The following is a 23214-nucleotide window of genomic DNA, read 5'->3' as shown; positions in this document are numbered from 1 at the left end:
AGACACCACAAAATACTGTGGGAGCCGGGCTTGCCCGCGATGGCGGAGTGTCAGCCAGCCTATGTATCGCTGACACACCGCCATCGCGGGCAAGCCCGGCTCCCACATTTGATCTCCTTTGATTTATAGAGCGGTGTTCAGGCCGGTAAGCAGGTGCACCACCCCACCCGCCAACACCATCACGCCCGGCACGCCCGCCGCCTTAAGCGCCTGCGCATCCAACCGCCCCGCGTCCTGCAGTTGCACCCGCACCCGGGTCAGTGCCACCCGCTGCTGCGACTTCAAATTATCCGCCCCGCCTAGCGCATTCAGCACTGCCGGTGCCAACTGTGTTTCGCTTGCTGGAGCCGCCTGCGGCGTTTCAAGCACCAGATCCGGCGTCAGGGCCTTCCAGAACGCCCGCTGAAATTTCTCGAACATGTCAGTTCTCCACAACCAATGAGGTTTCAACGGTAGCCGCGTGATACTCGCGCAACGCCTCACGCACCTGTGACGCTTCTTCCAGGCCCAATACCTGGCGGGCGATGGATTGGCAGCTCGCCAGGTCCAGCTCGCGCACGGTGGCCTTGATGGTCGGAATCAACGGCACGCTGACCGACAACTCATCCACGTCCAGCCCAATCAACACCGGCACCGCCAGCGCTTCAGACGCCAGCGCGCCGCACACGCCCACCCACTTGCCATGGGCATGCGCGGCCTTGACGGTGGTGGCGATCAGGCGCAACACCGCTGGGTGAAAGCTGTCGGCCTGGCTGGCAAGACGCGGATGGTCGCGGTCCATGGCCAGGGTGTATTGGGTCAGGTCGTTGGTGCCGATCGAGAAGAAATCCACATGCGGCGCAAACAGGTCCGCCATCAGCGCAGCCGACGGAACTTCGATCATGATTCCCAGTTTCGGCACTTGCGTCAGCCCCAGGGCCAGCGCTTCCTCTTCAAGCATCTGCCGCGCCAGGCGCAGTTCCGAGAGCAGGCTGACCATCGGCAACATGATGTGCAAACGGGCGAAACCGGCACTGGCGAGGATCGCGCGAAATTGTTCGCGCAGCAGTTCCGGACGCTCCAGGCACAGGCGAATCCCGCGCAGGCCGAGGAACGGGTTGGTCTCGCTGTCCATCGGCACGTAGGCCAACGGCTTGTCTCCCCCGACGTCGAGCGTACGCACCACCAGGTTGCGGTCGGGTCCCAACGCGCGGGCGATCGCGCTGTAGGTGCCCGCCTGCTCTTCGGGACTCGGCGCGCGATTGCGGTCCAGGTAGAGGAATTCGGAGCGCAGCAAACCCACGCCTTCGCCCCCCAGGGACAGCGCCTGCTCCACCTCCTGCAACGACGCGACGTTGGCCGTCACTTCGACGTGATGACCGTCGCGGGTGGTAGCCGGCAACGAGGCTTGCCCCACTTCCCGCTGACGGCGCAGCACTTGTTGTTGGCGGGTGGCTTGCAGTTGTTCGATCTCGGCCAAGTTGGGGTTCAGGTGCAGCTCGCCCTTGTCGGCATCCAGCAGCACTTGCTTGCCGTTGACCAGTTCCAGCACCTGCGCTGGCACACCGCAAATTGCCGGCAAACCAAGGGCGCGGGCAAGGATTGCGACGTGGCTGGTGGCGCCGCCGCCAACGGTGACGAAGCCCAATACCTTGCGGGTGTCGAGGCTGGCGGTTTGCGAAGGCGTCAGCTGTTCAGCAATCAAAATCGCCTGCTCCGGCAAATTCCAGGCGCTGTCCTCAATCCCGAGAATCAGCCTCAGCACCCGCTGGCCAACGTCGGCCAGGTCCGCAGCACGCTCGGCCAGCAAGGCGTTGCCCAAGCCCTGAAAGAGCGTGGCGGTGGACTCGGTAGCGCTGCTCCAGGCGAAGGCTGCGCTTTTGCCCTGGTCCAGCAGGTCGCGGGTTTGCTCCAGCAAGGCCGGGTCGTCGAGCAGTTCCTGGTGAGCACGGAAAATCTCGGCCTGGGCGCTGCCGACGACTTTTTCCTGCAGGGCTTGCAGGGCCAGGTTCGCGTCACTCAGGGCGCGCATCAGGACGGCACGTTCCAGCGCCTCACCGTTGCCGGTTTCGGCGAAGGTCAGTGCCGGTTCTGTAACCTGCACCACCTGACCAAACGCCGAACCTGGCGACGCGCAAACACCACGCAACAAGGTCGCCGTTGAGTCGGGCGCCACAGGCTCGGCGGCTGGCTGATGAGCCGACACCGCTTCCCCGCAGCCATCCAGCAGCAAGGTCACCAATGCCTGGATCGCCGCTTCGGCATCGTCACCTGCCGCGCTGATTTGCAGGGTGTCGCCCTGCACCGTCTGCAACGCCATGATCCGCACCAGCGACTTGGCGTTGGCGCTCTCGGTTTGCCTGTGCAGGTAAATGCTCGATGTGAAACCTTTGGCCGCCTGGGCGAGCACGGCCGCCGGGCGCGCGTGCAGGCCGTTGGCGTTGGGCAGCGTCAGCGGTTTGGAGAACAGGGCCTGGCCCTCCTCCTCTTTCACCTCATCGGCAGTGGTTTGCCGCGTTACCCGCAGCAGCGGTTGCCCCACGCCCACCAGCCCCTGCTCAGGGGTCAGCAGCTTGAAGGGCTCGCCACTGACTACGAGCATCAGGGTCAGCAGACTACGGGCGTTGAGCGCCACGTAGTCGGCATCGAATTCAATCAGCGGTTGCCCGGCTTCCACCCGCTGGCCTGCCTCGACCAATCGGGTGAAACCCTTGCCCGCGAGATTCACGGTATCCAGGCCGATGTGCATCAGCACCTGCACGCCGTTGTCGTCGGTGACACTCACCGCATGACCACTGTCCTGGATATTGCTGATTACCCCGGCCAGCGGCGCGCACAGGGTCTGCGAGGTCGGATCGATGCACAGGCCATCGCCGATCAGGCGGCTGGAGAACACCGGGTCAGGCACCTGGTCCAGGGCAAGTAGCACCCCGGACAACGGCGCCAGCAATTCCAGGGGTTGGGTTGTGGTCATGACTTCACCTGCTGTTTTGTTCTGTAAAAAACACCTGTAGGAGCCGGCTTGCCGGCGATGAGGTCGGTCGATAGTGCGATGATTTCAAGGACGCCATCGCCGGCAAGCCGGGCTCCTACAGGGATTGTGTTATTTCCACCAATATTCGACTTGCACACCAACGTTGGAACCATGCAACGCCGTGCCGTAGCTGCCGGTGTCGGACAACGCCGAACCTGCCGCCAGTTCATTGGCCGCCCGCTTGGCCGCTTCGTTCCAGGTCGCGTAGGTGTAATACAACCGCACCTCAGGCCGCGCCCAAAAATCCGGGCCTTTGGGCGACCAGGTCGGGGCGAAGGTAAATTTGTTCAGCTTGCGCGTGCCACCCGTGGCTTCGACCTGATCATGGCCAAGTTCGGTGACCAGCTTGAATTGCTCGGAGATGGCATAGGCCGGGCGTACGCCCACCGACATCCAGGTCTGGTCCTGGCTGCCGGGGCGAATGTCTTTCTGGTACACGGCCTCGATCTGCCCGCCAAATCGCGGGGTCACCTGCCAGTCAAAAAACTCCACCGCGCGGTAGCTCTTGCTGTTTTTATCAAGGAACGTGTCGCCGGTGTAGCCAAGGCCGGTGCCGGGGCCTTCGCCGTACTGCAAGGCGAACTTGTTGCGCCCACCGAGGAAGGGTTTTTGCACGTGCTGGGCGGTAATCGCCCAGCCGCTGTTGGTGTCACGGCCGCCGGCTTTTTCGATGTAGCTCAGGCCTAGTTCCAGCTCGCCATCGGTGTTGGTCTTGAAGCCACCAACGTTGAAATCGTGACGGGTGGCGTATTCCTTCTGGTACAGGTTGTCCTTGCGGGACAGCGCGTAGCTGTATTTCAGGTCGCCGATTTTCACGTCCTCGATCCCACCGCCCGTGGCGCTCTGGTTCCAGTAGTAGAAGTCGGAGATGTGGATGTCGTTACGTTTGTAGTAACGCCGGCCGGCCCACAGCGAACCGCCGTTGAGGCTGGGGATGTTCGACCACTGCGCATACATCTGCGGCATGCGGGCCGAGCCGTTGTCTTCACCCTGGAACTTCAGCGCCCGGTCGTACTTGTTGTACAACGAGGCCATGGCGTCGACGCTGAACACCGAGCCGTCATCGAGGGTCAGCAGGTCCTGGCGAAGTTCGAGTTCGGCGTACTGCTCGCATTCGTTGCCCAGGCGATACTTGGATTGTGCCCCCGGCAACTGGAAGCACTGCTGCTTGCCACTGCCGGTTGAAGTCCCCGCGCCGCTGCGCAAATAGCCGGCAAATTCCAGCGCCTGCGCTGCCATCGGCAAGGTCAGGCAAGATGCAACGAGGCCCAGCTTTATTGTTGTTTTCATGAAGCACTCCACTATTTTTATTATGTTTTTTTAAAGCGCCCTGCGCTCCCACGCAGGGTTTAACGCGCCACATCCCGTAGCAGCTGTCGAGCACCAGCGAGGCTGCGTTGGCCGCACCGCCGCAATCACGCCAGGCGCAGACACCAGTCGCGCCCGACGCAGCCTCGCTGGTGCTCGACAGTTGCTACGGCCTGGATTTGGCGTCTCAGTCCTTGAGGTGCAGCACAAACGACTCATACGGGCGCAGCGAGACCTGGCTCGAACGCTGTGGGCAGTCGTTGTAGTTGCTGATCAGCAGGCGTTGCTCGCGCGCCTCGGTCAGCAGGCCATCGGGCAATTCGATCTGGCACGGCGTGCCATAGAAGTTGTTCAGCACCAGCAGACGCTCGCCGTGCCCTTCGCGCAGGTACGCCCAGACCTGGGTGTGCTGCGCCAGCAGTTGGCGGTAAACGCCTTCCTGAATCAGCGGCTCGTGCCGACGCAGTTCGATCAGCGCACGGTAGTGATGCAGCACTGAGTGCGGGTCATCCAGCTGGCTTTGCACGTTGATTTGAGAGGCGTTGGCCGGGAGGCCGATCCACGGTTTGCCGCTGCTGAAACCGGCGTTTTTTTCGGCATTCCATTGCATCGGCGTGCGGCCGTTGTCGCGGGATTTTTGCATGATCGCTGCCATGCTCGACGCCTCTGACTCACCGGCCTCGCGCTTGAGCCGATAGATGTTCAGGGTCTCCACATCACGGTACTGGTCGATCGTGTCGAAGCCCGGATTGGTCATGCCCAGCTCTTCGCCCTGGTACACAAACGGCGTGCCCTGGAGGAAGTGCAATGCGGTGGCGAGCATCTTCGCCGAGACCACGCGGTGCTCGCCGTCATCCCCAAAACGCGAGACCACCCGTGGCTGGTCGTGGTTACACCAGAACAGCGCATTCCAGCCGCCACCGGCCTGCATGCCCAGTTGCCAATCCGACAAAATCTGCTTGAGTTGCAGGAAGTCGAAGTCGGCCGCGACCCACTTTTGCAGGTTCGGATAATCGACTTTCAGGTGGTGAAAGTTGAAGGTCATCGACAGTTCTTTGGACGCTGGGTTTGAATATCGAATGCAGTGCTCAAGGCTGGTGGACGACATCTCGCCGACGTTGATCAGGTCGTGCCCCTCGAATACTTCGCGGTGCATTTGCTGCAGGTATTGGTGCACGTTCGGGCCGTCGGTGTAGAAGCGCCGACCGTCGCTGTGGTCTTCCGGGAAATCCGCCGGTTTGGAGATCAGATTGATCACGTCCAGGCGGAAACCGCCCACGCCCTTGTCACGCCAGAAGCACATCAGCTTGAACACTTCGGCGCGCACCTTGGGGTTGTCCCAATTCAGGTCGGCCTGGGTGTGGTCGAACAGGTGCAGGAAGTACTGGCCGGTCTGCGCCTCGTACTCCCAGGCTGAACCGCCGAACTTGGATTCCCAGTTGTTCGGCTGGTCGCGCCAGATATAGAAGTCGCGATACGGGTTGTCGAGACTGCTGCGCGCCTGCTGGAACCATTCGTGTTCGATGGAGGTGTGGTTGACCACGATGTCGAGCATCAGCGTGATCCCGCGCTTGGCGGCTTCGCTGATCAGCAGGTCGCAATCGGCCATGGTCCCGTAGCTGGGGTCGATGGCGTAGTAGTCGCTGATGTCGTAGCCATTGTCGCGCTGGGGCGAACGCAGGAACGGGGTGATCCACAGGCAGTCGACGCCCAGCCATTTCAGGTAATCGAGCTTGTCCACGATGCCCAGCAGGTCACCGGTGGCGTTACCCGCGTGGCTGTGGAAGCTTTTGGGGTAGATCTGGTAGATCACCGAGTGTTGCCAGTTTTGCATGGTGGGTTCCTTCAATAAGTTGTGTGCTGGCCTTGAGGGCCTTATCGCCGGCAAGCCGGCTCCTACAGGGGAGCGCAGTCAAAGGTAGGAGCTGGCTTGCCTGCGATAGCGCCAGATCAGGCGACCCTGTATCCAGGCCGGACAATCTTCATGCTCAGTGCACAGGTCAAAACAAACGGCACGACAATCGCGACGACCATGCCGATGACAAAGCTTGGGATGTACTGCGGGATGATCGAGATAAAGCCGGGCAAGCCACCGACGCCGATGGCCGAGGCCTGGACCTTGTTCAGCGAGAGGAAAATGCTGCCCAGCGCCGAGCCGGTCAGGGCGGCGTAGAACGGAAACTTGAAGCGCAGGTTGACCCCGAACATCGCAGGCTCGGTGATGCCGAAGTAGGCGGAAATCGCCGAAGTAGACGCCATGCTTTTGTCCCGTGCATTGCGGCTCATGTAGAACACCCCGAGCGCCGCGCTGCCTTGGGCCAGGTTGGACATGACGATCATCGGCCAGATAAAGGTGCCGCCCTGGGTGGAGATCAGTTGCAGGTCCACCGCAAGAAACATGTGGTGCATGCCGGTGATCACCAGCGGTGCGTACAGCAGGCCGAAAATTGCCCCGCCAACCATCGGCGCCAGGTCAAACAGAGTGACCACGCCTTCGGTGATCAGAATGCCGAGGTGGCGGGTCACCGGGCCGATGATCGCCAGCGCCAGCACACCGGTGACGACAATGGTGGTGATCGGCACCACCAGCAATTGAATCGCGTTCGGCACCCGCGCCCGCAGCCATTTTTCAATCACGCTCATTACGTAAGCGGCCAGCAGGATCGGCAGGATCTGCCCCTGGTAACCGACCTTCTCGATCTTGAACCAGCCGAAAATATCGAAGTACGGCAGGCTCTGGCCATCGAGGCCGGCGACTGCCTTGCCGTAGTTCCAGGCGTTGAGCAAATCGGGGTGCACCAGCATCAGGCCGAGGACGATGCCGAGGATTTCACTGCCACCAAAGCGCTTGGCGGCCGACCAGCCCACCAGCGCCGGCAGGAACACGAACGAGGTGTTGGCCATCAGGTTGATCAGGCTCCACAGGCCATCCAGGTTCGGGTAGGCGTCGAGCAGGGTCTTGTCCGCGATAAACATGCCCTTGGCGCCCATCAGGTTGTTCACCCCCATGAGCAAGCCGGCAATGATCAGTGCCGGCAAAATCGGCATGAACACGTCGGAAAACACCCGCACCAGGCGCTGCATGGGGTTTATTTTGTCGGCGCTTTTCTGTTTCACATCAGCGATGGTCGACGCGGCGAGACCCGTTTGCTCACGCAGGGCGGCGTAGACCTTTTCCACTTCGCCGGGGCCGATCACGATCTGGAACAGGCCGCCGGTAAAGAACGAACCCTTGACCAGGTCAACCTGGTTCAACGCGCCGCTGTTGGCCAGGCTCGGGTCCTTGAGGGCTAGGCGCAGGCGGGTCACGCAGTGGGCCGCTTGCTCAAGGTTGTCGCTGCCACCGAGGTTCTTGAGAATCTCGCGGGCAATGTTCGGATAGTCGTGGCTCATGCTTGGTATCCACTTTGGTTTTTTTTATTGGGGGCGGTCATAGGCAGCACGCCGAGGCCAAAAGTACTCGTCTGTACGAGTTAAAGCAATAACTCGTCTGTACGAGTTTGAAAATGATTTATTTTCTGTTTTTTTAGTCAGAAATTTCCGAGTTCTACAATGGGTTGCATGGACAAACCCTATCGCTGCCACTAAGGTTCCTGCCTTGAACACCCACGTGGCACAGAGCCCTCCCCCATGAGCAAATACAACCAGATCTATACCGATCTGCTTGCCAACATCACCACCGAACGCCTGCAACGCGGCACGCGCCTGCCCTCCGAAACCGAACTGATGGACGCCTACCAGGCCAGCCGTGGCACGGTGCGCCGGGCGATTGAGCAATTGCAGGAGCGCGGGTTTGCGCAAAAGATCCACGGCAAGGGCACCTTCGTGCTGTCGCCCAACCCGATCGAGTTCCAGTTGGGCGGGATCGTCAGCTTTCGCGAGACCCATGCAGACCTGGGCGATGACGTCAGCACCGAAGTGGTGGAGTTCAGCCAGTTCCCGCTGGAAGGTGCGCTACTGCAACACATCGAGGCCGAAGCCGGCAGCCTGATCACCCGCGTCAAACGGGTACGGCGTATTGCCGGCAAACGGGTGATCCTCGACATCAACCACTTCGTCGCCGACCTGATTCCGGGGCTGGACCGGGAGATTGCCGAGCAGTCGATCTACGCGTTTATCGAACAGACGCTACAGCTGCAAATCAGCTATGCCCAACGCACCATCGAAGCGCTGCCCCGGGGCAAGGATGATCAGCTGCATCTGGATCTGGATGGGCAAAGCCATGTGATTGTGGTGAGCAACCAAACGTTTTTGCAGGATGGACGGCAGTTCGAGTACACCGAGTCGCGGCATACGCTGGATAAGTTTTATTTTTCGGATATTGCGCGGCGGTAAACAAAGAGACGACTTGGCGAGTCCTCTGAAAGCCCGGCGAAGTCAGTTGGGAAAATCACTCCGGCACAATACTCCTGGCCAGTCCGGCGGCCCATGCAGCGGCCATCTTTTCCCCCACCACTTCGAACGCTGGGTGGGTGCTTCGATACTCGGAAAGCTCCTCCATCGCGCGATTCATGCCCCGGTGCACTCTGGCTAGCAATTCGTTGCAGCGAGCCTCTGTCAAACCGCATGAGCTACGCCCGAACTGAACCAGCATCTTGCGCTTTGGCCAGGCTTTCGAGCCACCGAGCAACAGCCCCATGATGTCGTTGCCGTTGTACACGGTGGTGGTCACCAGGTCGTAAGCCGGGGCGAGCCACACGTCAGCATCTTCCGCACAGTTTTCATAAAGCAGGCCGAAGTTCTTCAGGTGCCCGTCACCATTCTGGATGCCGGCAGAGAGCGCCACCATCACGAAGAAGTCTTCCAGCGTCCTGGTTATGCGGCTTGGCGTAACAAAATACCGGATCAGCTTCGCGCATCCCTGATAACTGCCGTCGTACTTCTTAGCGGCTCCCCAACCCGATAGAACGCACATGTCCTCAAATCCGAGGTAGGCGCTTTCACCGATGTCGAACCGCTTCACCACCAGGAGCGTCCCCTGCTGGCTGAGCTGGAATTCAGGTACTTCAAGACCACAATGGAGTGCGGCCCGCATGCAGAAAAACTCATTGGCTGCCAGTTGCGGAAACTCTGACTCGTTGAACGCCTTCACCAGGTGCGTGGCGCCCCGATGGGTGAGACGTTCAATGTCGCAGGCCCTGTCGTCAACGTCGCGCACCAGCACCTTCGGTTGAACGCCCGATACTCCCGAGTAGGCTGCGTAGGTGTTCAGAAGGTCATTGAACAGATCTTGCGCCCCGTCATAGACCAACAGCTCCGCAAGCTTGACCTGAGGCAACGAGCCGCCGCCGGCTTCATTTGCAACACTGATGCGACCCAGTTGGTGAGGCCCCACGACGCCCAGCAACGCGAAGTCGTCAAAGCCGCGCATTGACTTGCTGAAACGTCGCACAAGCTCGTCCTTGAGATGCCCCTCGGGGATGTTCATCTCGAACATCGGGTGGATTCCATACTCCCAGTTGTAGCTTTCCAGGCGCACCGGCATGGTCAAGGAAACGGCGTTCTCGTCGGCTACTCCCTCGCTATATGAGAAGACCGAATCTCGCCGATTTTCTTCACGTCGCCCGAGCGTTCCGGTAAGCACGCCGCCAGCGCCGATATACAGCCGGTCACTTTGACTAGTCATGGACGTTTCCTGATTTCAGTTCATCGAGGGTCTTGCGCCGACGCATGGGGATGGCGGTCAGTTCATATCCCAAGCCTTCAAGGATGGCTGCGACCTTGCGAATCCCTACTTCAGGTACGGTGTTGTTCTCAATCCCCGAAATGGTTGCGCGACTCATGCCGTGGCGCTGCGCGAGCTGGCTTTGTGAAAGGCCAGCGGCTTTGCGGAGATTCTTGATGAGTATTCCTAAGTCGCGCACTTATTTGCATCCTATACAATGCATAAATGGATAAAATCACATACATGAACCGTATACGATGCAAATCGTGTTGAATAGTCCTTTATCCGTCTAAATGACCAAGTGCGACTCTCGCTTAAACATTCGCATCCCGGAAAAACGTGAAGTCTATGGTTTCCACCGCAAGCAGGGCCATGCCCCACGTGTAGCGACGGCAATCACCCAGCCCGCCAACCGATTTCACCGACTGGAACTCCACAAACGCCTGACTGATTTTATGGGAACTCACCGACCTGTAAGGCACACTTGGCTAATCGTACCGCCACTTGTATGGTCGCTTAACCGCTATGTCGTCACGTCTATCAACTCATTCACCGAACAGCCGTACTGCGATCTTCCAGAATGCTTCGCAGGCTGGATGGCTCGCTCCGACGCAGCGTCGGGTGAAGTATTCGAGCCGCGCTCTGTATTCGACCGTATCGATATCGCATCCGACACAGGGATCTGTCTGCCCTTCGTGATGGACTTGCAAGAACGACGCATGATTTGGGCTGATCTGGGGCTGACTTCATCTGCGCGCTGGAACAACGTCCAGAACAACCTCAGTGGCGTATCGTTGATGCTGAGAGCCTTGGTACATTCACCAAGGCCGGATTTGGAGACCCTGTTCGATTTGCATGTTCGAGCACGGGGGGAACGAGTAGCCACACCGCAACAGGCAATGGCGGTGTTTGCGCCTGATCAGGGGATAACACCGTTCGATACGGATTTAATTCGATCACAGTTTCTCTAATACCTACGCTAGCCTTAGCCGTTCATTGGAGACGAAAACTCTGGCTTCGGAGCGTTCTACCCAAAAACAAAAATGCCAGTCAGCATAACTGACTGGCATTGGCCAAAACCCTTCCTGCGCTACTGCGAATCTAGCGCTGCACTCTAGTCAGTGCCGGGTGCCCTGTTGTTCCCACTCCATTATAAATTACAAAATAAAAACTAACTATTACAGCAACTTATAAATAATAAATATAAAAGAACCATAAAAAATACCAAATTAGTTCCTACTCCCAACCCGAGGTCGGTTAGCAGCCCAGCCAGACCAACGCCACTACACTTTCGGGCCGTGGTAACCACGCCCACCATTGAAACCTTTTTCCCAGCCTATGGTTTAGATTTGAGCTGCCACTGACTGCGCTCCAAAGCCTTCCTTTTGTAGCCAACGCTTTCGAAGAGCGCGGCGACCGTCTCCCCGACCCTGACCAGAAGCTCTGCGGACGGATTCTCTTTTGGCGTGTACAGGAATTTTCCATCTATGACGTCGAGCGAGTGAGCGACGTGACGGCACTGAACGTCGAAACAGCCTCGGTCAGTAATGCCTCGTCCGAACAATTGATTTCTACGAACACATCAAGGCCGACATCATAGACGTAGAGGCCTTGGCCAGCGTGATAACCGCCCACCCCATAGCGACCGAACGTGATGGTCAGTGACAGACGCCCAATCACTCCACTTCTTGGCTTCTCAAGTGATAACGTGGATGTAATGATGGCACTCCGTTACTCCTACCTCCAGCCCGTGACACATCTGCCATTCCTCACCTTCAGGGGAAACAGTCAGATTCTATCCCTACGGCATTCTGACCACGATGCAATTTTATCAATGAGCACGGGACAAACCCAGGACATTGTAAGACATTAATTTGTTGATTTTTGTCTTTTAAGTGATTAGTGTGTGTCTTACCAAAGGACAAAAATGGCTTCTGATATGTCTGTAACGATCAATCTCCGCAAGCTCGAATACAGCCCCTTGGCTAATCCTCTGCTTGAACCCACAGAGGTGACAGTTAAGAGGCGATACGTGAAAACGGGCACGTCAGAAGAAATTGTGAGTACGCGCCCAGGAGAAACTCGCCAGACGGCTGCGGCGATCTACATCGTAGATGAACGTGACGACGCATCTTTCGTGAAAGTTTTTGCCGATGGCGTCGCCGCGGCATTCGACCTTGGACGCACGGCATCGCGGGTCTTTCAACTGGTCTTACAGGAGTACGAACGAGCACCTATGTGTCAGGGATTTGCCGAAAGCATCGAGCTAGCGTGGTTCAATGATGGCCTGTCAGGCAGGTCAGTAGACATGAGCGAAAAGACTTTCCAGAGAGGCCTTAAGGAACTTCTTGCCAAACAGTTTCTGGCCCCACGCACGCCCTCCACATTCTGGGTAAATCCTGCGCTATTTTTCAAAGGCGACAGAGTGAAATTCATAACTGAATACCGTAGGGAAGTTTCTAAAGAGTCCAGACCCCCATTAGGCTAGACAAATAGGGGATTTCCAATGACTAAGATATCTGTCTGCGCAGGATAAATTAGTTTCTAAGTTAATTTTTTAGCGACTCTCATAAAACCTTTAAAAGTATTGGGTAAGAAAATGCAATATTCAGTGTTAGATACATTTGCAGGCGCTGGTGGTTTCAGTCTTGGTTTTGAGTTAGCTGGCGCAAAGGTGATTGGAGCAATAGAAACGGATAGCTGGGCGTGTGAAACTTTTAAATTTAATCACCCTGAAGCCAGGGTTATCAAATCCGACATTTCTTTACTATCTGACGAAGAAATAATTGAAGCATTCAGCGAGTTTAGCCCGGATATAATACTGGGTGGGCCACCATGCCAAGGATTTTCTATATGCAATAAAAATAGTGGCGACTCAAAAGACCCTAGGAACTCACTTTTTGAAGAGTTCATCAGAGTCGGCAGTCTATTAAACCCTAAAATCATGATTATGGAAAACGTACCAAATATAATCAAGGCTCGCACCGACAGTAACGAATTAGTAATTGATATTATAAAAAAAGAGCTGGAGCGCATTGGTTATCACGTAAACTATAAAATACTTGAGGCTACGGATTACGGCGTACCTCAGATAAGAAAACGATTAGTTGTTGTTGCGTCTAAAATGATACTTAAAAATCCATTTCCAGATGCAACACACACCACAAATGCAGACACCTCTCTTTTTGACAGCCATCTTAAAAAATGTCCAACATTATGGGATGCTATTTCGGACATGCCCGATATTGAAGCAAGAGAAGGCGCTGAAATTTCCAGCTATACATATGGGATACAGAACGAATATCAAAGATTTCTGCGAGAAGGCTCTGATAAGCTTTATAACCATAAAGCAATGAACCATTCTTCAAGAATCGTTGAACGATTTTCATCGATGAGCTGTGGAGATTCTATATCTAATGTACCAGCACATTTGAGACCATTAAAAAGAAACAGTACTGAATTTTCAGACAAGGTCTATGATCAAAACAATCGAAGAATGCACCCTGATAGGCAGTGCCATACTGTGCCAGCGTCTTTTTATGCTAATTTTGTGCATCCTTTCAAAAATAGAAATTTTACTGCTCGTGAAGGTGCGCGAATTCAGTCTTTCCCTGACTGGTATGTATTTAAAGGCAAGCCGACTGTCGTTAGTCAAAAGCTTTTGCATAGAGAAGGGCGATTAGAGGAAAAGCACCTAGGTCAATATAATCAGATTGGCAACGCAGTTCCTCCGCTCATGGCTAGAGCTATAGCAATTAACATAATCAAGCAGCTTAATGGTGATTAAATGTACATACATGGATTAAATTTAAGCACCAAAGAAAGCCACAAAACCAAGTACATGGATGACTTATCTATCACCTATATTAGGGAAATCAGAGATCGCTACGAGCTCTGGAAGACGGAAAACCATGAACTCAAAGGACCTCTTCCTGGCGTTACAGAAAATGACGCTGAAATAATTAAAAAAAGAGTCGCATTACTGAATGATTATAAAGAGTTTTTGGATGACCGCAGATTTGCGGAAAAATTCGACTCTAGATCTAATTTGCATTCCTCAGTTTTGGAGGAATTTATGTACTACCTTTTCAAGGACATGGTTGAAGCGATTTCAGACTCTGCTTTAATTGGGAAATCTCACTCTTTTAAAGATCTTTTTTTTAGAGCGCCTTCTTACCTAGACATGGTTAAAAGACCCCATGCATTAATTGAAATAAAAGACCATGACTTTGCGATCGGCGCCCGCGTAAGTGCGAATTTACAATGCGCTGGATCGAATTTGATTGAAGAACATAAATGGGATATTCCGGCAGTAGCTATTGAATGTAAAACGTACTTAGATAAAACCATGCTTCAAGATGTTTCTACTGCGGCAGAGCAGCTAAAACAAAAAAATCCAAATGCTATGTATATAGTTGTAGCCGAATGGCTGAAGCTAACAGAAAATGTGAATTTGAAAAAATATAAAATTGACCAGATTTATATTCTGCGCAAGCAGAAAAATACTGATCGCGAATTTAGATACAATGACGGGTACCAGAAGAACCCAATATACCCTGACGTCATAGAACACTTATTTAATTCAGTAAGAACATTTTTAACGTCTGATTGGGAAGGAGGTATTGCTCATGGAATGGACCGTGGCTATCTAATGTAATACAAACTCTGCGCAGGTAAGCGCGCGACCCGCTGCACATGTCGGTGTTCCGCGTGCCAGTAATAGCAGAGCGCGATCACGTCGAACAGCGTCGCTATCCGCTTATCAGCGCGACCGGAGGTATGCATTAGAGTATGAGGTTTTAATGGAAAATAACTGGTATCGAGGACCGAACATGGCATTTGGCTAAGTCAACGCCCCGTACCATGCCATACAAACACGGTGCTTGGCGATGCACAAAGCTGCCAGAATATGCCAGACCTAAAAAGCCAAAAGCCCGCAATTACGCGGGCTCCAGGGCATTTCTTGCTAGTGGGTGCCGGACAATGCCGGACCTCCCATCATTCCCACTCAATGGTCGCCGGCGGCTTGCTCGAGACGTCATACGTCACGCGCGAGATGCCTTCGATTTCATTGATGATACGCCCGCTGACAGTTTCCAGCAGTTCGTACGGCAGGTGTGCCCAGCGGGCGGTCATGAAGTCGATGGTTTCCACCGCACGCAGGGCCACGACCCACGCGTAACGACGGCCATCGCCGACCACGCCAACCGATTTCACCGGCTGGAACACCACGAAGGCCTGGCTGACCTTGTGGTACCAGTCGGCCTTGCGCAGCTCTTCGATGAAGATGTGGTCGGCGCGACGCAGCAGGTCGGCGTATTCCTTCTTCACTTCACCAAGGATCCGCACGCCCAGGCCCGGGCCCGGGAATGGGTGACGGTAGACCATGTCGTACGGCAGGCCGAGTTCCAGGCCCAGACGGCGGACTTCGTCCTTGAACAGTTCGCGCAGCGGTTCTACCAGCTTGAGGTTCATTTCCTCAGGCAGGCCACCTACGTTGTGGTGGGACTTGATCACGTGGGCCTTGCCGCTCTTGGCGCCAGCCGACTCGATCACGTCCGGGTAGATGGTGCCCTGGGCGAGGTACTTGATGTTGTCCAGGCTGTTGGACTGGGCATCGAATACGTCGATGAAGGTGCGACCGATGATTTTGCGCTTCTTCTCCGGGTCGGACTCGCCAGCCAGGTTGTTGAGGAACTGTTCCTCAGCGTTGGCGCGAATCACCTTGACGCCCATGTTCTCGGCGAACATGGCCATCACTTGCTCACCTTCGTGCAGGCGCAGCAGGCCGTTGTCGACGAAGACGCAGGTCAGTTGGTCGCCGATGGCCTTGTGCAGCAGTGCTGCGACCACCGAGGAGTCAACGCCGCCGGACAGGCCCAGCAGGACGTTATCGGTGCCGACTTGGGCACGGATGTTGGCGATGGCGTCTTCAGCGATCTTCGACGGGGTCCACAGTGCTTCACAGCCGCAGATCTCGAGGATGAAGCGCGACAGGATGCGGCCGCCTTGCTTGGTGTGGGTCACTTCCGGGTGGAACTGCACGCCGTAGTAGCCGCGCTCGTCGTTGAACATACCGGCGATCGGGCAGCTCGGGGTGCTGGCCAGGATGTGGAAGTCTTGCGGCATCTTGGTGACCTTGTCACCGTGGCTCATCCACACGTCGAGGCCGAACAGGCCGTCGGCGTCGATGTGGTCTTCGATGCCGTCCAGCAGGCGGCTCTTGCCGACTACGTCGACACGGGCGTAACCGAACTCACGCAGCTCGGAACCTTCAACCTTGCCGCCCAGTTGCTCGGCCATGGTCTGCATGCCGTAGCAGATACCGAAGACCGGCACGCCCAGGTCAAATACGGCCTGTGGGCAACGCGGGCTGTTGGCTTCGTGCACGGACTCGGGGCCGCCGGCGAGAATGACGCCTTTTGGAGCGAATTCGCGAATCGCTTCGTCGTCCATGTCGAACGGATGCAGTTCGCAGTACACGCCGATTTCACGCACGCGGCGGGCGATCAGCTGGGTGTACTGGGAACCGAAGTCGAGGATCAGGATGCGGTGGGCGTGAATGTCGAGGGCCATGGAGTCAGTCTCGTCTATGCAATTCGAATAAAGAGAATCAGAAACAACTCGGGGCTGAAGAACAGCCCCGGTTACTTAACGTTTTGCTGGAAGCATCAACCTACGCGGTAGTTTGGCGCTTCCTTGGTGATCTGTACGTCGTGGACGTGGGACTCGGCCATGCCGGCACCGGTGATCCGCACGAACTCAGGCTTGGTGCGCATTTCTTCGATGTCGGCGCTGCCGGTGTAGCCCATCGAGGAACGCAGGCCGCCCATCAATTGATGAATGATGGCGCTCAGGGTGCCCTTGTACGGAACACGCCCTTCAATGCCTTCCGGTACCAGCTTCTCGGCGCCCGCGGAGGAGTCCTGGAAGTAACGGTCGGAAGAACCTTGAGCCTGGGACATGGCGCCCAGGGAACCCATGCCACGGTAAGCCTTGTACGAACGACCCTGGAACAGTTCGATCTCGCCTGGCGCTTCTTCGGTACCTGCGAACATCGAGCCCATCATCACGCAGGAAGCACCGGCAACGATGGCCTTGGACAGGTCACCGGAGAAACGGATGCCGCCGTCGGCGATCAACGGTACGCCCGTGCCTTCAAGGGCCGCGGCGACGTTGGCGATGGCGCTGATTTGCGGCACGCCTACACCGGCAACGATACGGGTGGTGCAGATCGAGCCAGGGCCGATACCGACCTTGACCGCGTCTGCGCCCGCAGCAACCAGTGCCTTGGCGGCAGCGCCGGTGGCGATGTTGCCGCCGATCACTTGCACGTCAGGGAAATTCTCTTTGACCCAACGCACGCGGTCGATCACGCCTTTGGAGTGACCGTGGGCGGTGTCGACCACCACTACGTCAACGCCGGCCGCTACCAGGGCCGAGACGCGCTCGCCGGTATCCTTGCCGGTGCCGACCGCAGCGCCAACGCGCAGGCGACCTTGGTCGTCCTTACTGGCCAGCGGGTAAGCCTTGGCTTTTTCGATGTCGTTGACGGTCATCATGCCTTTGAGGGCGAATTTGTCGTCGACGATCAGTACGCGTTCGATGCGGTGCTTGTGCAACAGCTCGCGAGCGTCGTCCTTGTCGGCGCCTTCCATGACAGTGACCAGGCGCTCTTTAGGCGTCATCACTTCGCGGACGGTGACTTCAAGACGGTTCTCGAAACGCACGTCACGGGAAGTGACGATGCCGACCAGGTCGCCATCGTGCAGTACCGGGACGCCGGAGATGTTGTGCAGGCGGGTCAGGTCGAACAGGTCACGAACGGTGGCATCGGCCTCGATGGTGATCGGGTCCTTGACCACACCGGCTTCGTAACGCTTGACCTTGCGCACTTCGGCAGCTTGCTGCTCGATGGTCATGTTCTTGTGGATGATGCCGATGCCGCCTTCCTGAGCCATGGCAATTGCCAAACGGGCTTCGGTGACGGTGTCCATGGCAGCGGAAACCAGAGGAATATTCAGCTCGATGCCACGGGTTAGGCGGGTCTTGAGACTGACTTCGTTAGGAAGCACCTCGGAATAACCGGGCACTAGGAGAATGTCGTCGAATGTCAGAGCTTCTTGGCTGATACGCAGCATCGCGGGGGCTCCCGAGCGGGAAAATGGAAGCGCGCCATTATAGTCAGACACCCCCTCGGGTTCAATGTAAAACTCTGACAAACTTGGTAATACTGATAGATGGATTAAAGTTCGACTTTGACCCAACTCATCTTCTGGTCCAGCCAGTCGGCAAATTCGTCGATAAAGCTCTGCTTGAACCCCGCCTCCGCCCAGTTGTTGAAGATGAATCCGAGGTTGGAGAAGCCGCATTCCTGCAGGAACAGGAAGCCGTTGATGTCATCTTCATGCCCACACAACGGGCAGGTGAAGTTGTCGGTGTGGCCGGGCATCCAGTCTTCCAGGCTTTCGAACAGTGCTTCGCCGACTTCCTTGAGGCATTCCGGGCAGCCGGCTTCTTCGAGAAAGCCCTTGGCCGGGGTGTAGATGCAGCGCTTGTAGATGATCTCCAGGCCGTTGATCGGCTCGTTGAACGGCAGCGCGTCGGGGTGCAGCACTACGGCGCGGGCACCGTCGGCCAGGGCGTAGCCCATGCGGTTGCCGGTGCGCCCGCAGGTGGTGAGCTCTTCCTTGACGATGTTCTTGCGCACCAGCCAGCGCACGATCGCCCGGGCGCGGGGTTCGTGGACGGGCAAGGTGGAGATTTTAGGGACAAGGATGCTTTGGGAATTCATGGTGCCTGGGTGTCCTGCGGTGTGGCTTCTGGCCTCATCGCGGGCAAGCCCGGCTCCCACAAGGGACTGCATTCATCCAGGCAATGCAGATCAACTGTGGGAGCCGGGCTTGCCCGCAATAAGGCCCTAAAGCCCGGCAGCTTAATCCCTGACACCCACAGGTCAAGTACTCAAGTAACGGGCAATCAAGGCAATGCCGCTGGCCAGCACCAGCCAGGTCACCAACCGCACGAACGCCTCGCGGGACATGCGCAGGGTTAGCCGCCGCCCCGCCCACAGCCCGAGCGCCATGGCCGGCAACAGGCACACCGCCAACATTAATAAGGGTAGCTCGGCGTACACGCCCGCGATCAAAAACAGGCTCAGGCGCACCACCGTGCTGCAACTGATCAACGCGCTCTGGGTCGCCCGCGCGCCGTCCTTGGGCAAGCGGCTGTTGAGGTAGATCGCATATAAAAAGCCGCCACTGCCGAACAACGCCCCAAACAGCCCGCCGATAACCCCCATGGGAATTGCCCAACCGGTCGCCATCTGCGTGGGTTTGGCCTTTATCGCCAGGCTGTATAGCGCGTAGGCGCTGATAAACAGGCCCATCAGTAGCAGCAATAAATTGGAGTGCAGGTTGAGCAGGAAGATCACCCCAAGGGTGCAACCAATCGCCATGCACGGCAGCAACCTCAGCAATTCCGGTTTCACTACGTCCCGGCGTGATTGCAGGAGGTTGCCGAAAGCGGCGACAAAATCCAGCAGCACCAGCAAAGGGATGAGCTTGGACAGCGGCATGAACAGAATCAGGATCGGTCCCGCCACCAGAGCAGTACCAAAGCCGGCGATGCCGAACACGATATAGGCCAGCGCAATCGCCACGCCAATCACCAGCCAGTCAACACCGCTGAACGACCAATGACTTAACAGTTCGACCGGGCTCATGAGGTATTCCTTATTGGAGATAGCCATCACTTTAGCCATTGACGAGCGTTGCGACTAATATCTTCCAAGCCCGCCACTCATCTCAAAAAGGCATGACTTGTGATTTCTACCCGGCAGTTGCGTTACTTCGTCGAAATCGCCGAGAGCGGCAGCTTCAGCGCGGCGGCCGAGCGGCTGTTTGTCGCGCAATCGGCCCTAAGCCGGCAGATCAAGGCGCTGGAGAACCTGCTGCAAACTCCGCTGTTTGAGCGCACCGCACGCCAGCCACGGCTGACGGCTGCGGGCGAGGCGTTTTACCCACGGGCACGCAACCTGCTGGGCGAGTTGCTCAAGGCCAGTGAGATGGCGACGCAAGTAGGCAATGGCCAACTCGGCACGTTACGGATGAGCCATTCGAGCACGGTGCCAATGGGCGGCCGTTTGCTGCGTGGCATCGGGGCCTGGCTGGAAGGGTGCCCGGGCGTGTCGATGGACATCGCCAAACTGTCCTCCGAAGCACAGCTGGAAGAAATCGCCGACGGGCGCCTGGAGGTCGGGCTGTTGCGCTTGCCGGTATTGCGCCAGCGCGAAGGCGTGTGCATCGTGCCTTTATATAGCGAACGATTGTTGCTGGCCGTGCCACCGAATCACCCATTGGCCGGGCACACATCCGGTATCGATTTGGCGCAACTGAAGAACGAAGCGTTTATCTCGATCCCTCACCCGCAACGCGGAGGGCTGAGTTACCTGTCAGCCGAGTTGTGCATGCGTGCCGGATTTTTCCCCAAGGCCGCCCGGGTCATGTCACGCAAGAGCACACAATTGCAGCTGATCCAGGCCGGATTCGGGATTGCCCTGCTGCCGGAGTCGATGCAGGACATTGCACCAGCCAACATTCATTTTTTGCCCCTGGCCGATCCCGATTGCCAAAGCACCGTCGCCCTCGCCTGCCAGCAAACGCCGAGCGCGCTGGTGGAGCAGTTCTGTCAAACCCTGCACGAATGCCTATAAACTGCCGCCCATGATTAAAGATCCCTTTGCCCGTCTGGGCCTGGACCGCGAAGTCCTGACTGTCAGCCAACTCAACGGCCGCGCGCGGGTGTTGCTGGAAGACGTGTTCACCAATATCTGGGTCGAAGGCGAGATCTCCAACCTCGCCCGCCCTGCCTCCGGCCACGTGTATTTCACCCTGAAAGACAGCGGCGCCCAGGTGCGTTGCGCGCTGTTCCGGCAGAACGCCGCACGGGTGCGCCAGGCGTTGAAAGACGGCCTGGCGGTGAAGGTGCGGGGCAAGGTCTCGCTGTTTGAAGGCCGTGGCGACTATCAACTGATACTCGACACGGTGGAACCGGCCGGTGACGGCGCGCTGCGCCTGGCCTTCGATGCGCTGAAGGAAAAACTCAGCGCCGAAGGCCTGTTCAGCGCCGAGCGCAAGGTGCCGCTGCCCGCCCACCCGCGGCGTATCGGAATTATCAGCTCGCCCACCGGCGCGGTAATCCGCGACATCATCAGCGTATTCCGCCGCCGCGCGCCCAACGTAGAGCTGACGTTGATCCCGACGGCCGTACAAGGCCGTGAAGCCGTAGCGCAAATCGTCCGCGCGCTGAAGCTGGCCGACGCACGCGGTTTTGACGCGCTGATCCTGGCCCGTGGCGGCGGCTCGCTGGAAGACCTCTGGTGTTTCAACGAAGAAGCCGTAGCGCGAGCGGTGGACGCCTGCGTGACGCCAATCGTCAGCGCCGTCGGCCACGAAACCGATGTATCCATCAGTGACTTTGTCGCCGACGTGCGCGCTCCAACGCCTTCTGCCGCTGCCGAACTGTTAGCGCCGGATTCCAGCCACCTGACTCGCCAGGTAGAAAATCTGCACCGCCGCCTGCTGATGCTGATGCGCAACCGCCTGACCCACGACCGCCTGCGCCTGGAAGGCATGGCCCGTCGCCTGCGTCACCCCGGCGAACGCCTGCGCCAACAGGCCCAGCGCCTCGATGACCTGGACATGCGCCTGCGCCGGGCCTTCGAGCGAAGCCTGAATACTCGACGCGAACGCTTGATCCGCCTCGAAACCCGTCTCGCCGGCCAACACCCCGGCCGCCAATTGGCCCTGCTGCGCCAGCGCCTGGACGGCCTCGCCGAACGCCTGCCTCGTGCCATGCGTGAAGGCCTCAAGGCACGCCGCCTGCAACTGCAAAGCCAGGTGCAGACGCTGCAAGTGGTCAGCCCACTCGCCACGCTCGGCCGTGGCTACAGCATCTTGCTCGACGAACGCGGCCAGGCAATTCGCAATGCCGCGCAAACCCACACCGGCCAGCGCCTGACCGCGCGCCTCGGTGAAGGCCAATTGCAGGTGCGGGTGGAAGACAACCACCTGACGCCCGTCACCCTCTCGTTACTGGATTGATTGATGCCTCGTTTTTTAAGTGTGTTGATGCTGCTGTGCCTGACCTTCAATGCCCACGCTGACAGCTACATCACCCGGCTGCTGAACAAGCCGGTGCCGGGTGGCGTCGCGGTGGTCGACCTCGGCACTTCGGCGACAGCGCCCAAAGCCACTTACCTGAACCGGCCAGTGCTGGTGGTGAAGGAGCAGAACAACTGGCTGGCGATTGTGGGCATTCCACTGACGGTCAAACCCGGCACCCAGCGAATCACCAGCGGCAGCCAGAACCTGCCGTTTATCGTGGGATTCAAGAAGTACCCCGAGCAGCACATCACCCTGAAGAACAAAAGCCAGGTGAATCCAGACCCGGCGCAACTCAAGCGCATCGAAGGCGAGCTGGCGGTCCAGCTCAAGGCGTACCGCAGTTTCAGCCCGAACACGCCGAGCAACCTGCTGCTGGACAAACCGGTCAACGGGCCACTGTCGAGCAAGTTCGGCGTGCGACGTTTCTTCAATGGCGAGGAGCGTAATCCGCATTCGGGCCTGGACTTTGCCGTAGGCGCCGGTACGCCAATCAAGACCCCGGCGGCAGGCAAGGTGATTCTCACCGGCAACTACTTCTTCAATGGCAACACCGTGTTTGTAGACCATGGCCAGGGCTTTATCAGCATGTTCTGCCATATGTCGAAGATTGACGTGAGCGTGGGCCAGCAACTGGCTCGCGGCGCGGTGGTGGGCAAGGTCGGATCTACCGGCCGGGCGACCGGGCCGCATATGCATTGGAACATCAGCCTGAACGACGCACGGGTTGATCCGGCGATCTTTATCGGGGCGTTTCAGCCTTGACGCTCAATTGCGCACCCGGCAGCGGGTGCGCAAATAAAACAACCCTGCGTTCATTTATTAACTATAAAATCTCGTTTCATACGCCAATAGCAGAACTTCTCCCAATTTTTTCCGACTGCTTGCCATCTTTCACCCCGGCGGTTAGGGTTGGACCTATGAAAACCTCTCACACCCTCATTCAGCTCCGCCAGCACCGCAGCCTGTGCCTAGTCAGCGCACGACTGCCAGGCTGAATCGATCTGCCTCGTCCCAAGCTTTATCCCCAATAACAGTTTTACGGCAGGCCGCCTCTTCTCGGC

Annotated in this window: 20 protein-coding genes; 8 read left to right on the top strand and 12 right to left on the bottom strand. The window is 57.5% G+C overall.

Annotated elements, in window-relative coordinates:
* Window positions 1–123: 123 nt before the first annotated feature.
* The 5 genes from RGV33_RS05505 to treP all read right to left on the bottom strand — a co-directional run bounded on the left by RGV33_RS05505 (window position 124) and on the right by treP (window position 7714).
* Window positions 124–420: a PTS transporter subunit EIIB gene (locus RGV33_RS05505; RefSeq protein WP_322143408.1), complete on the bottom strand. Its 297-nt coding sequence runs from the start codon at window positions 418–420 to the stop codon at window positions 124–126.
* A 1-nt stretch (window position 421) separates the two neighbouring features.
* The gene (gene ptsP / locus RGV33_RS05500; RefSeq protein WP_322143407.1) at window positions 422–2953 is read right to left on the bottom strand and encodes a phosphoenolpyruvate--protein phosphotransferase; all 2532 of its coding nucleotides are present in this window, start codon (window positions 2951–2953) and stop codon (window positions 422–424) included.
* 129 nt (window positions 2954–3082) lie between these two features.
* The gene (locus RGV33_RS05495; RefSeq protein WP_322143406.1) at window positions 3083–4303 is read right to left on the bottom strand and encodes a carbohydrate porin; all 1221 of its coding nucleotides are present in this window, start codon (window positions 4301–4303) and stop codon (window positions 3083–3085) included.
* Between the two features lie 205 nt (window positions 4304–4508).
* On the bottom strand, window positions 4509–6155 hold the full coding sequence (gene treC, locus RGV33_RS05490) for an alpha,alpha-phosphotrehalase (protein WP_322143405.1): 1647 nt from the start codon (window positions 6153–6155) through the stop codon (window positions 4509–4511).
* A gap of 116 nt (window positions 6156–6271) precedes the next feature.
* Window positions 6272–7714, bottom strand: coding sequence for a PTS system trehalose-specific EIIBC component (gene treP, locus RGV33_RS05485; RefSeq protein WP_322143404.1), 1443 nt, complete (start codon window positions 7712–7714; stop codon window positions 6272–6274).
* A 237-nt stretch (window positions 7715–7951) separates the two neighbouring features.
* On the opposite strand from treP, the gene treR reads away from it, so the two are divergent.
* Window positions 7952–8656 (top strand): trehalose operon repressor, encoded by a 705-nt coding sequence (gene treR, locus RGV33_RS05480; RefSeq protein ID WP_322143403.1) that lies wholly within the window; start codon window positions 7952–7954, stop codon window positions 8654–8656.
* Window positions 8657–8711: 55 nt separating this feature from the next.
* On the opposite strand, the gene RGV33_RS05475 is transcribed toward treR, so the two are convergent.
* From RGV33_RS05475 to RGV33_RS05465, 3 genes are all read right to left on the bottom strand, one after another.
* Window positions 8712–9947, bottom strand: coding sequence for a type II toxin-antitoxin system HipA family toxin (locus RGV33_RS05475; RefSeq protein ID WP_322143402.1), 1236 nt, complete (start codon window positions 9945–9947; stop codon window positions 8712–8714).
* Window positions 9940–10185 (bottom strand): helix-turn-helix transcriptional regulator, encoded by a 246-nt coding sequence (locus RGV33_RS05470; RefSeq protein WP_322143401.1) that lies wholly within the window; start codon window positions 10183–10185, stop codon window positions 9940–9942. The genes RGV33_RS05475 and RGV33_RS05470 overlap by 8 nt, the downstream gene beginning before the upstream one ends.
* Window positions 10186–10300: 115 nt before the next feature.
* Complete coding sequence (locus RGV33_RS05465) at window positions 10301–10408, bottom strand: hypothetical protein (RefSeq protein ID WP_416152107.1); 108 nt, start codon at window positions 10406–10408, stop codon at window positions 10301–10303.
* A gap of 174 nt (window positions 10409–10582) precedes the next feature.
* On the opposite strand from RGV33_RS05465, the gene RGV33_RS05460 reads away from it, so the two are divergent.
* The 4 genes from RGV33_RS05460 to RGV33_RS05445 all read left to right on the top strand — a co-directional run bounded on the left by RGV33_RS05460 (window position 10583) and on the right by RGV33_RS05445 (window position 14643).
* Entirely contained in the window at window positions 10583–10957 is a 375-nt protein-coding gene (locus RGV33_RS05460; protein WP_322143400.1) for a hypothetical protein, read from the top strand.
* Between the two features lie 956 nt (window positions 10958–11913).
* Window positions 11914–12474: a hypothetical protein gene (locus tag RGV33_RS05455; protein WP_322143399.1), complete on the top strand. Its 561-nt coding sequence runs from the start codon at window positions 11914–11916 to the stop codon at window positions 12472–12474.
* A 111-nt stretch (window positions 12475–12585) separates the two neighbouring features.
* Window positions 12586–13773, top strand: a complete 1188-nt coding sequence (locus RGV33_RS05450; protein WP_322143398.1) for a DNA cytosine methyltransferase — start codon at window positions 12586–12588, stop codon at window positions 13771–13773.
* A gap of 54 nt (window positions 13774–13827) precedes the next feature.
* Window positions 13828–14643, top strand: coding sequence for a Bpu10I family restriction endonuclease (locus tag RGV33_RS05445; RefSeq protein WP_322143397.1), 816 nt, complete (start codon window positions 13828–13830; stop codon window positions 14641–14643).
* A 341-nt stretch (window positions 14644–14984) separates the two neighbouring features.
* Here the strand turns inward: RGV33_RS05445 and guaA are convergent, their stop codons facing one another.
* The 4 genes from guaA to RGV33_RS05425 all read right to left on the bottom strand — a co-directional run bounded on the left by guaA (window position 14985) and on the right by RGV33_RS05425 (window position 19710).
* Window positions 14985–16562, bottom strand: a complete 1578-nt coding sequence (gene guaA, locus RGV33_RS05440; protein WP_322143396.1) for a glutamine-hydrolyzing GMP synthase — start codon at window positions 16560–16562, stop codon at window positions 14985–14987.
* A gap of 95 nt (window positions 16563–16657) precedes the next feature.
* Window positions 16658–18127: an IMP dehydrogenase gene (guaB, locus tag RGV33_RS05435; RefSeq protein ID WP_322143395.1), complete on the bottom strand. Its 1470-nt coding sequence runs from the start codon at window positions 18125–18127 to the stop codon at window positions 16658–16660.
* Between the two features lie 104 nt (window positions 18128–18231).
* On the bottom strand, window positions 18232–18780 hold the full coding sequence (locus RGV33_RS05430; protein ID WP_003209647.1) for a hypothetical protein: 549 nt from the start codon (window positions 18778–18780) through the stop codon (window positions 18232–18234).
* 162 nt (window positions 18781–18942) lie between these two features.
* Window positions 18943–19710, bottom strand: a complete 768-nt coding sequence (locus RGV33_RS05425) for a sulfite exporter TauE/SafE family protein (protein ID WP_322143394.1) — start codon at window positions 19708–19710, stop codon at window positions 18943–18945.
* 99 nt (window positions 19711–19809) lie between these two features.
* Between RGV33_RS05425 and RGV33_RS05420 the strand changes: the two genes are divergently transcribed.
* The 3 genes from RGV33_RS05420 to RGV33_RS05410 are packed head-to-tail and all read left to right on the top strand — an operon-like array spanning window position 19810 to window position 22915.
* Window positions 19810–20700, top strand: a complete 891-nt coding sequence (locus tag RGV33_RS05420; protein WP_322143393.1) for a LysR family transcriptional regulator — start codon at window positions 19810–19812, stop codon at window positions 20698–20700.
* Window positions 20701–20710: 10 nt separating this feature from the next.
* The gene (gene xseA / locus RGV33_RS05415) at window positions 20711–22090 is read left to right on the top strand and encodes an exodeoxyribonuclease VII large subunit (protein ID WP_322143392.1); all 1380 of its coding nucleotides are present in this window, start codon (window positions 20711–20713) and stop codon (window positions 22088–22090) included.
* A 3-nt stretch (window positions 22091–22093) separates the two neighbouring features.
* Window positions 22094–22915 carry a peptidoglycan DD-metalloendopeptidase family protein gene (locus RGV33_RS05410; RefSeq protein ID WP_322143391.1) on the top strand — a complete coding sequence of 274 codons (822 nt, stop codon included), beginning with the start codon at window positions 22094–22096 and terminating at the stop codon, window positions 22913–22915.
* The last annotated feature ends 299 nt before the right edge of the window (window positions 22916–23214 follow it).

The sequence above is a fragment of the Pseudomonas sp. Bout1 genome (assembly GCF_034314165.1).
In the GTDB taxonomy this organism is placed as follows: Bacteria; Pseudomonadota; Gammaproteobacteria; order Pseudomonadales; family Pseudomonadaceae; genus Aquipseudomonas.
This window is presented reverse-complemented; position numbering and strand designations above follow the sequence as displayed.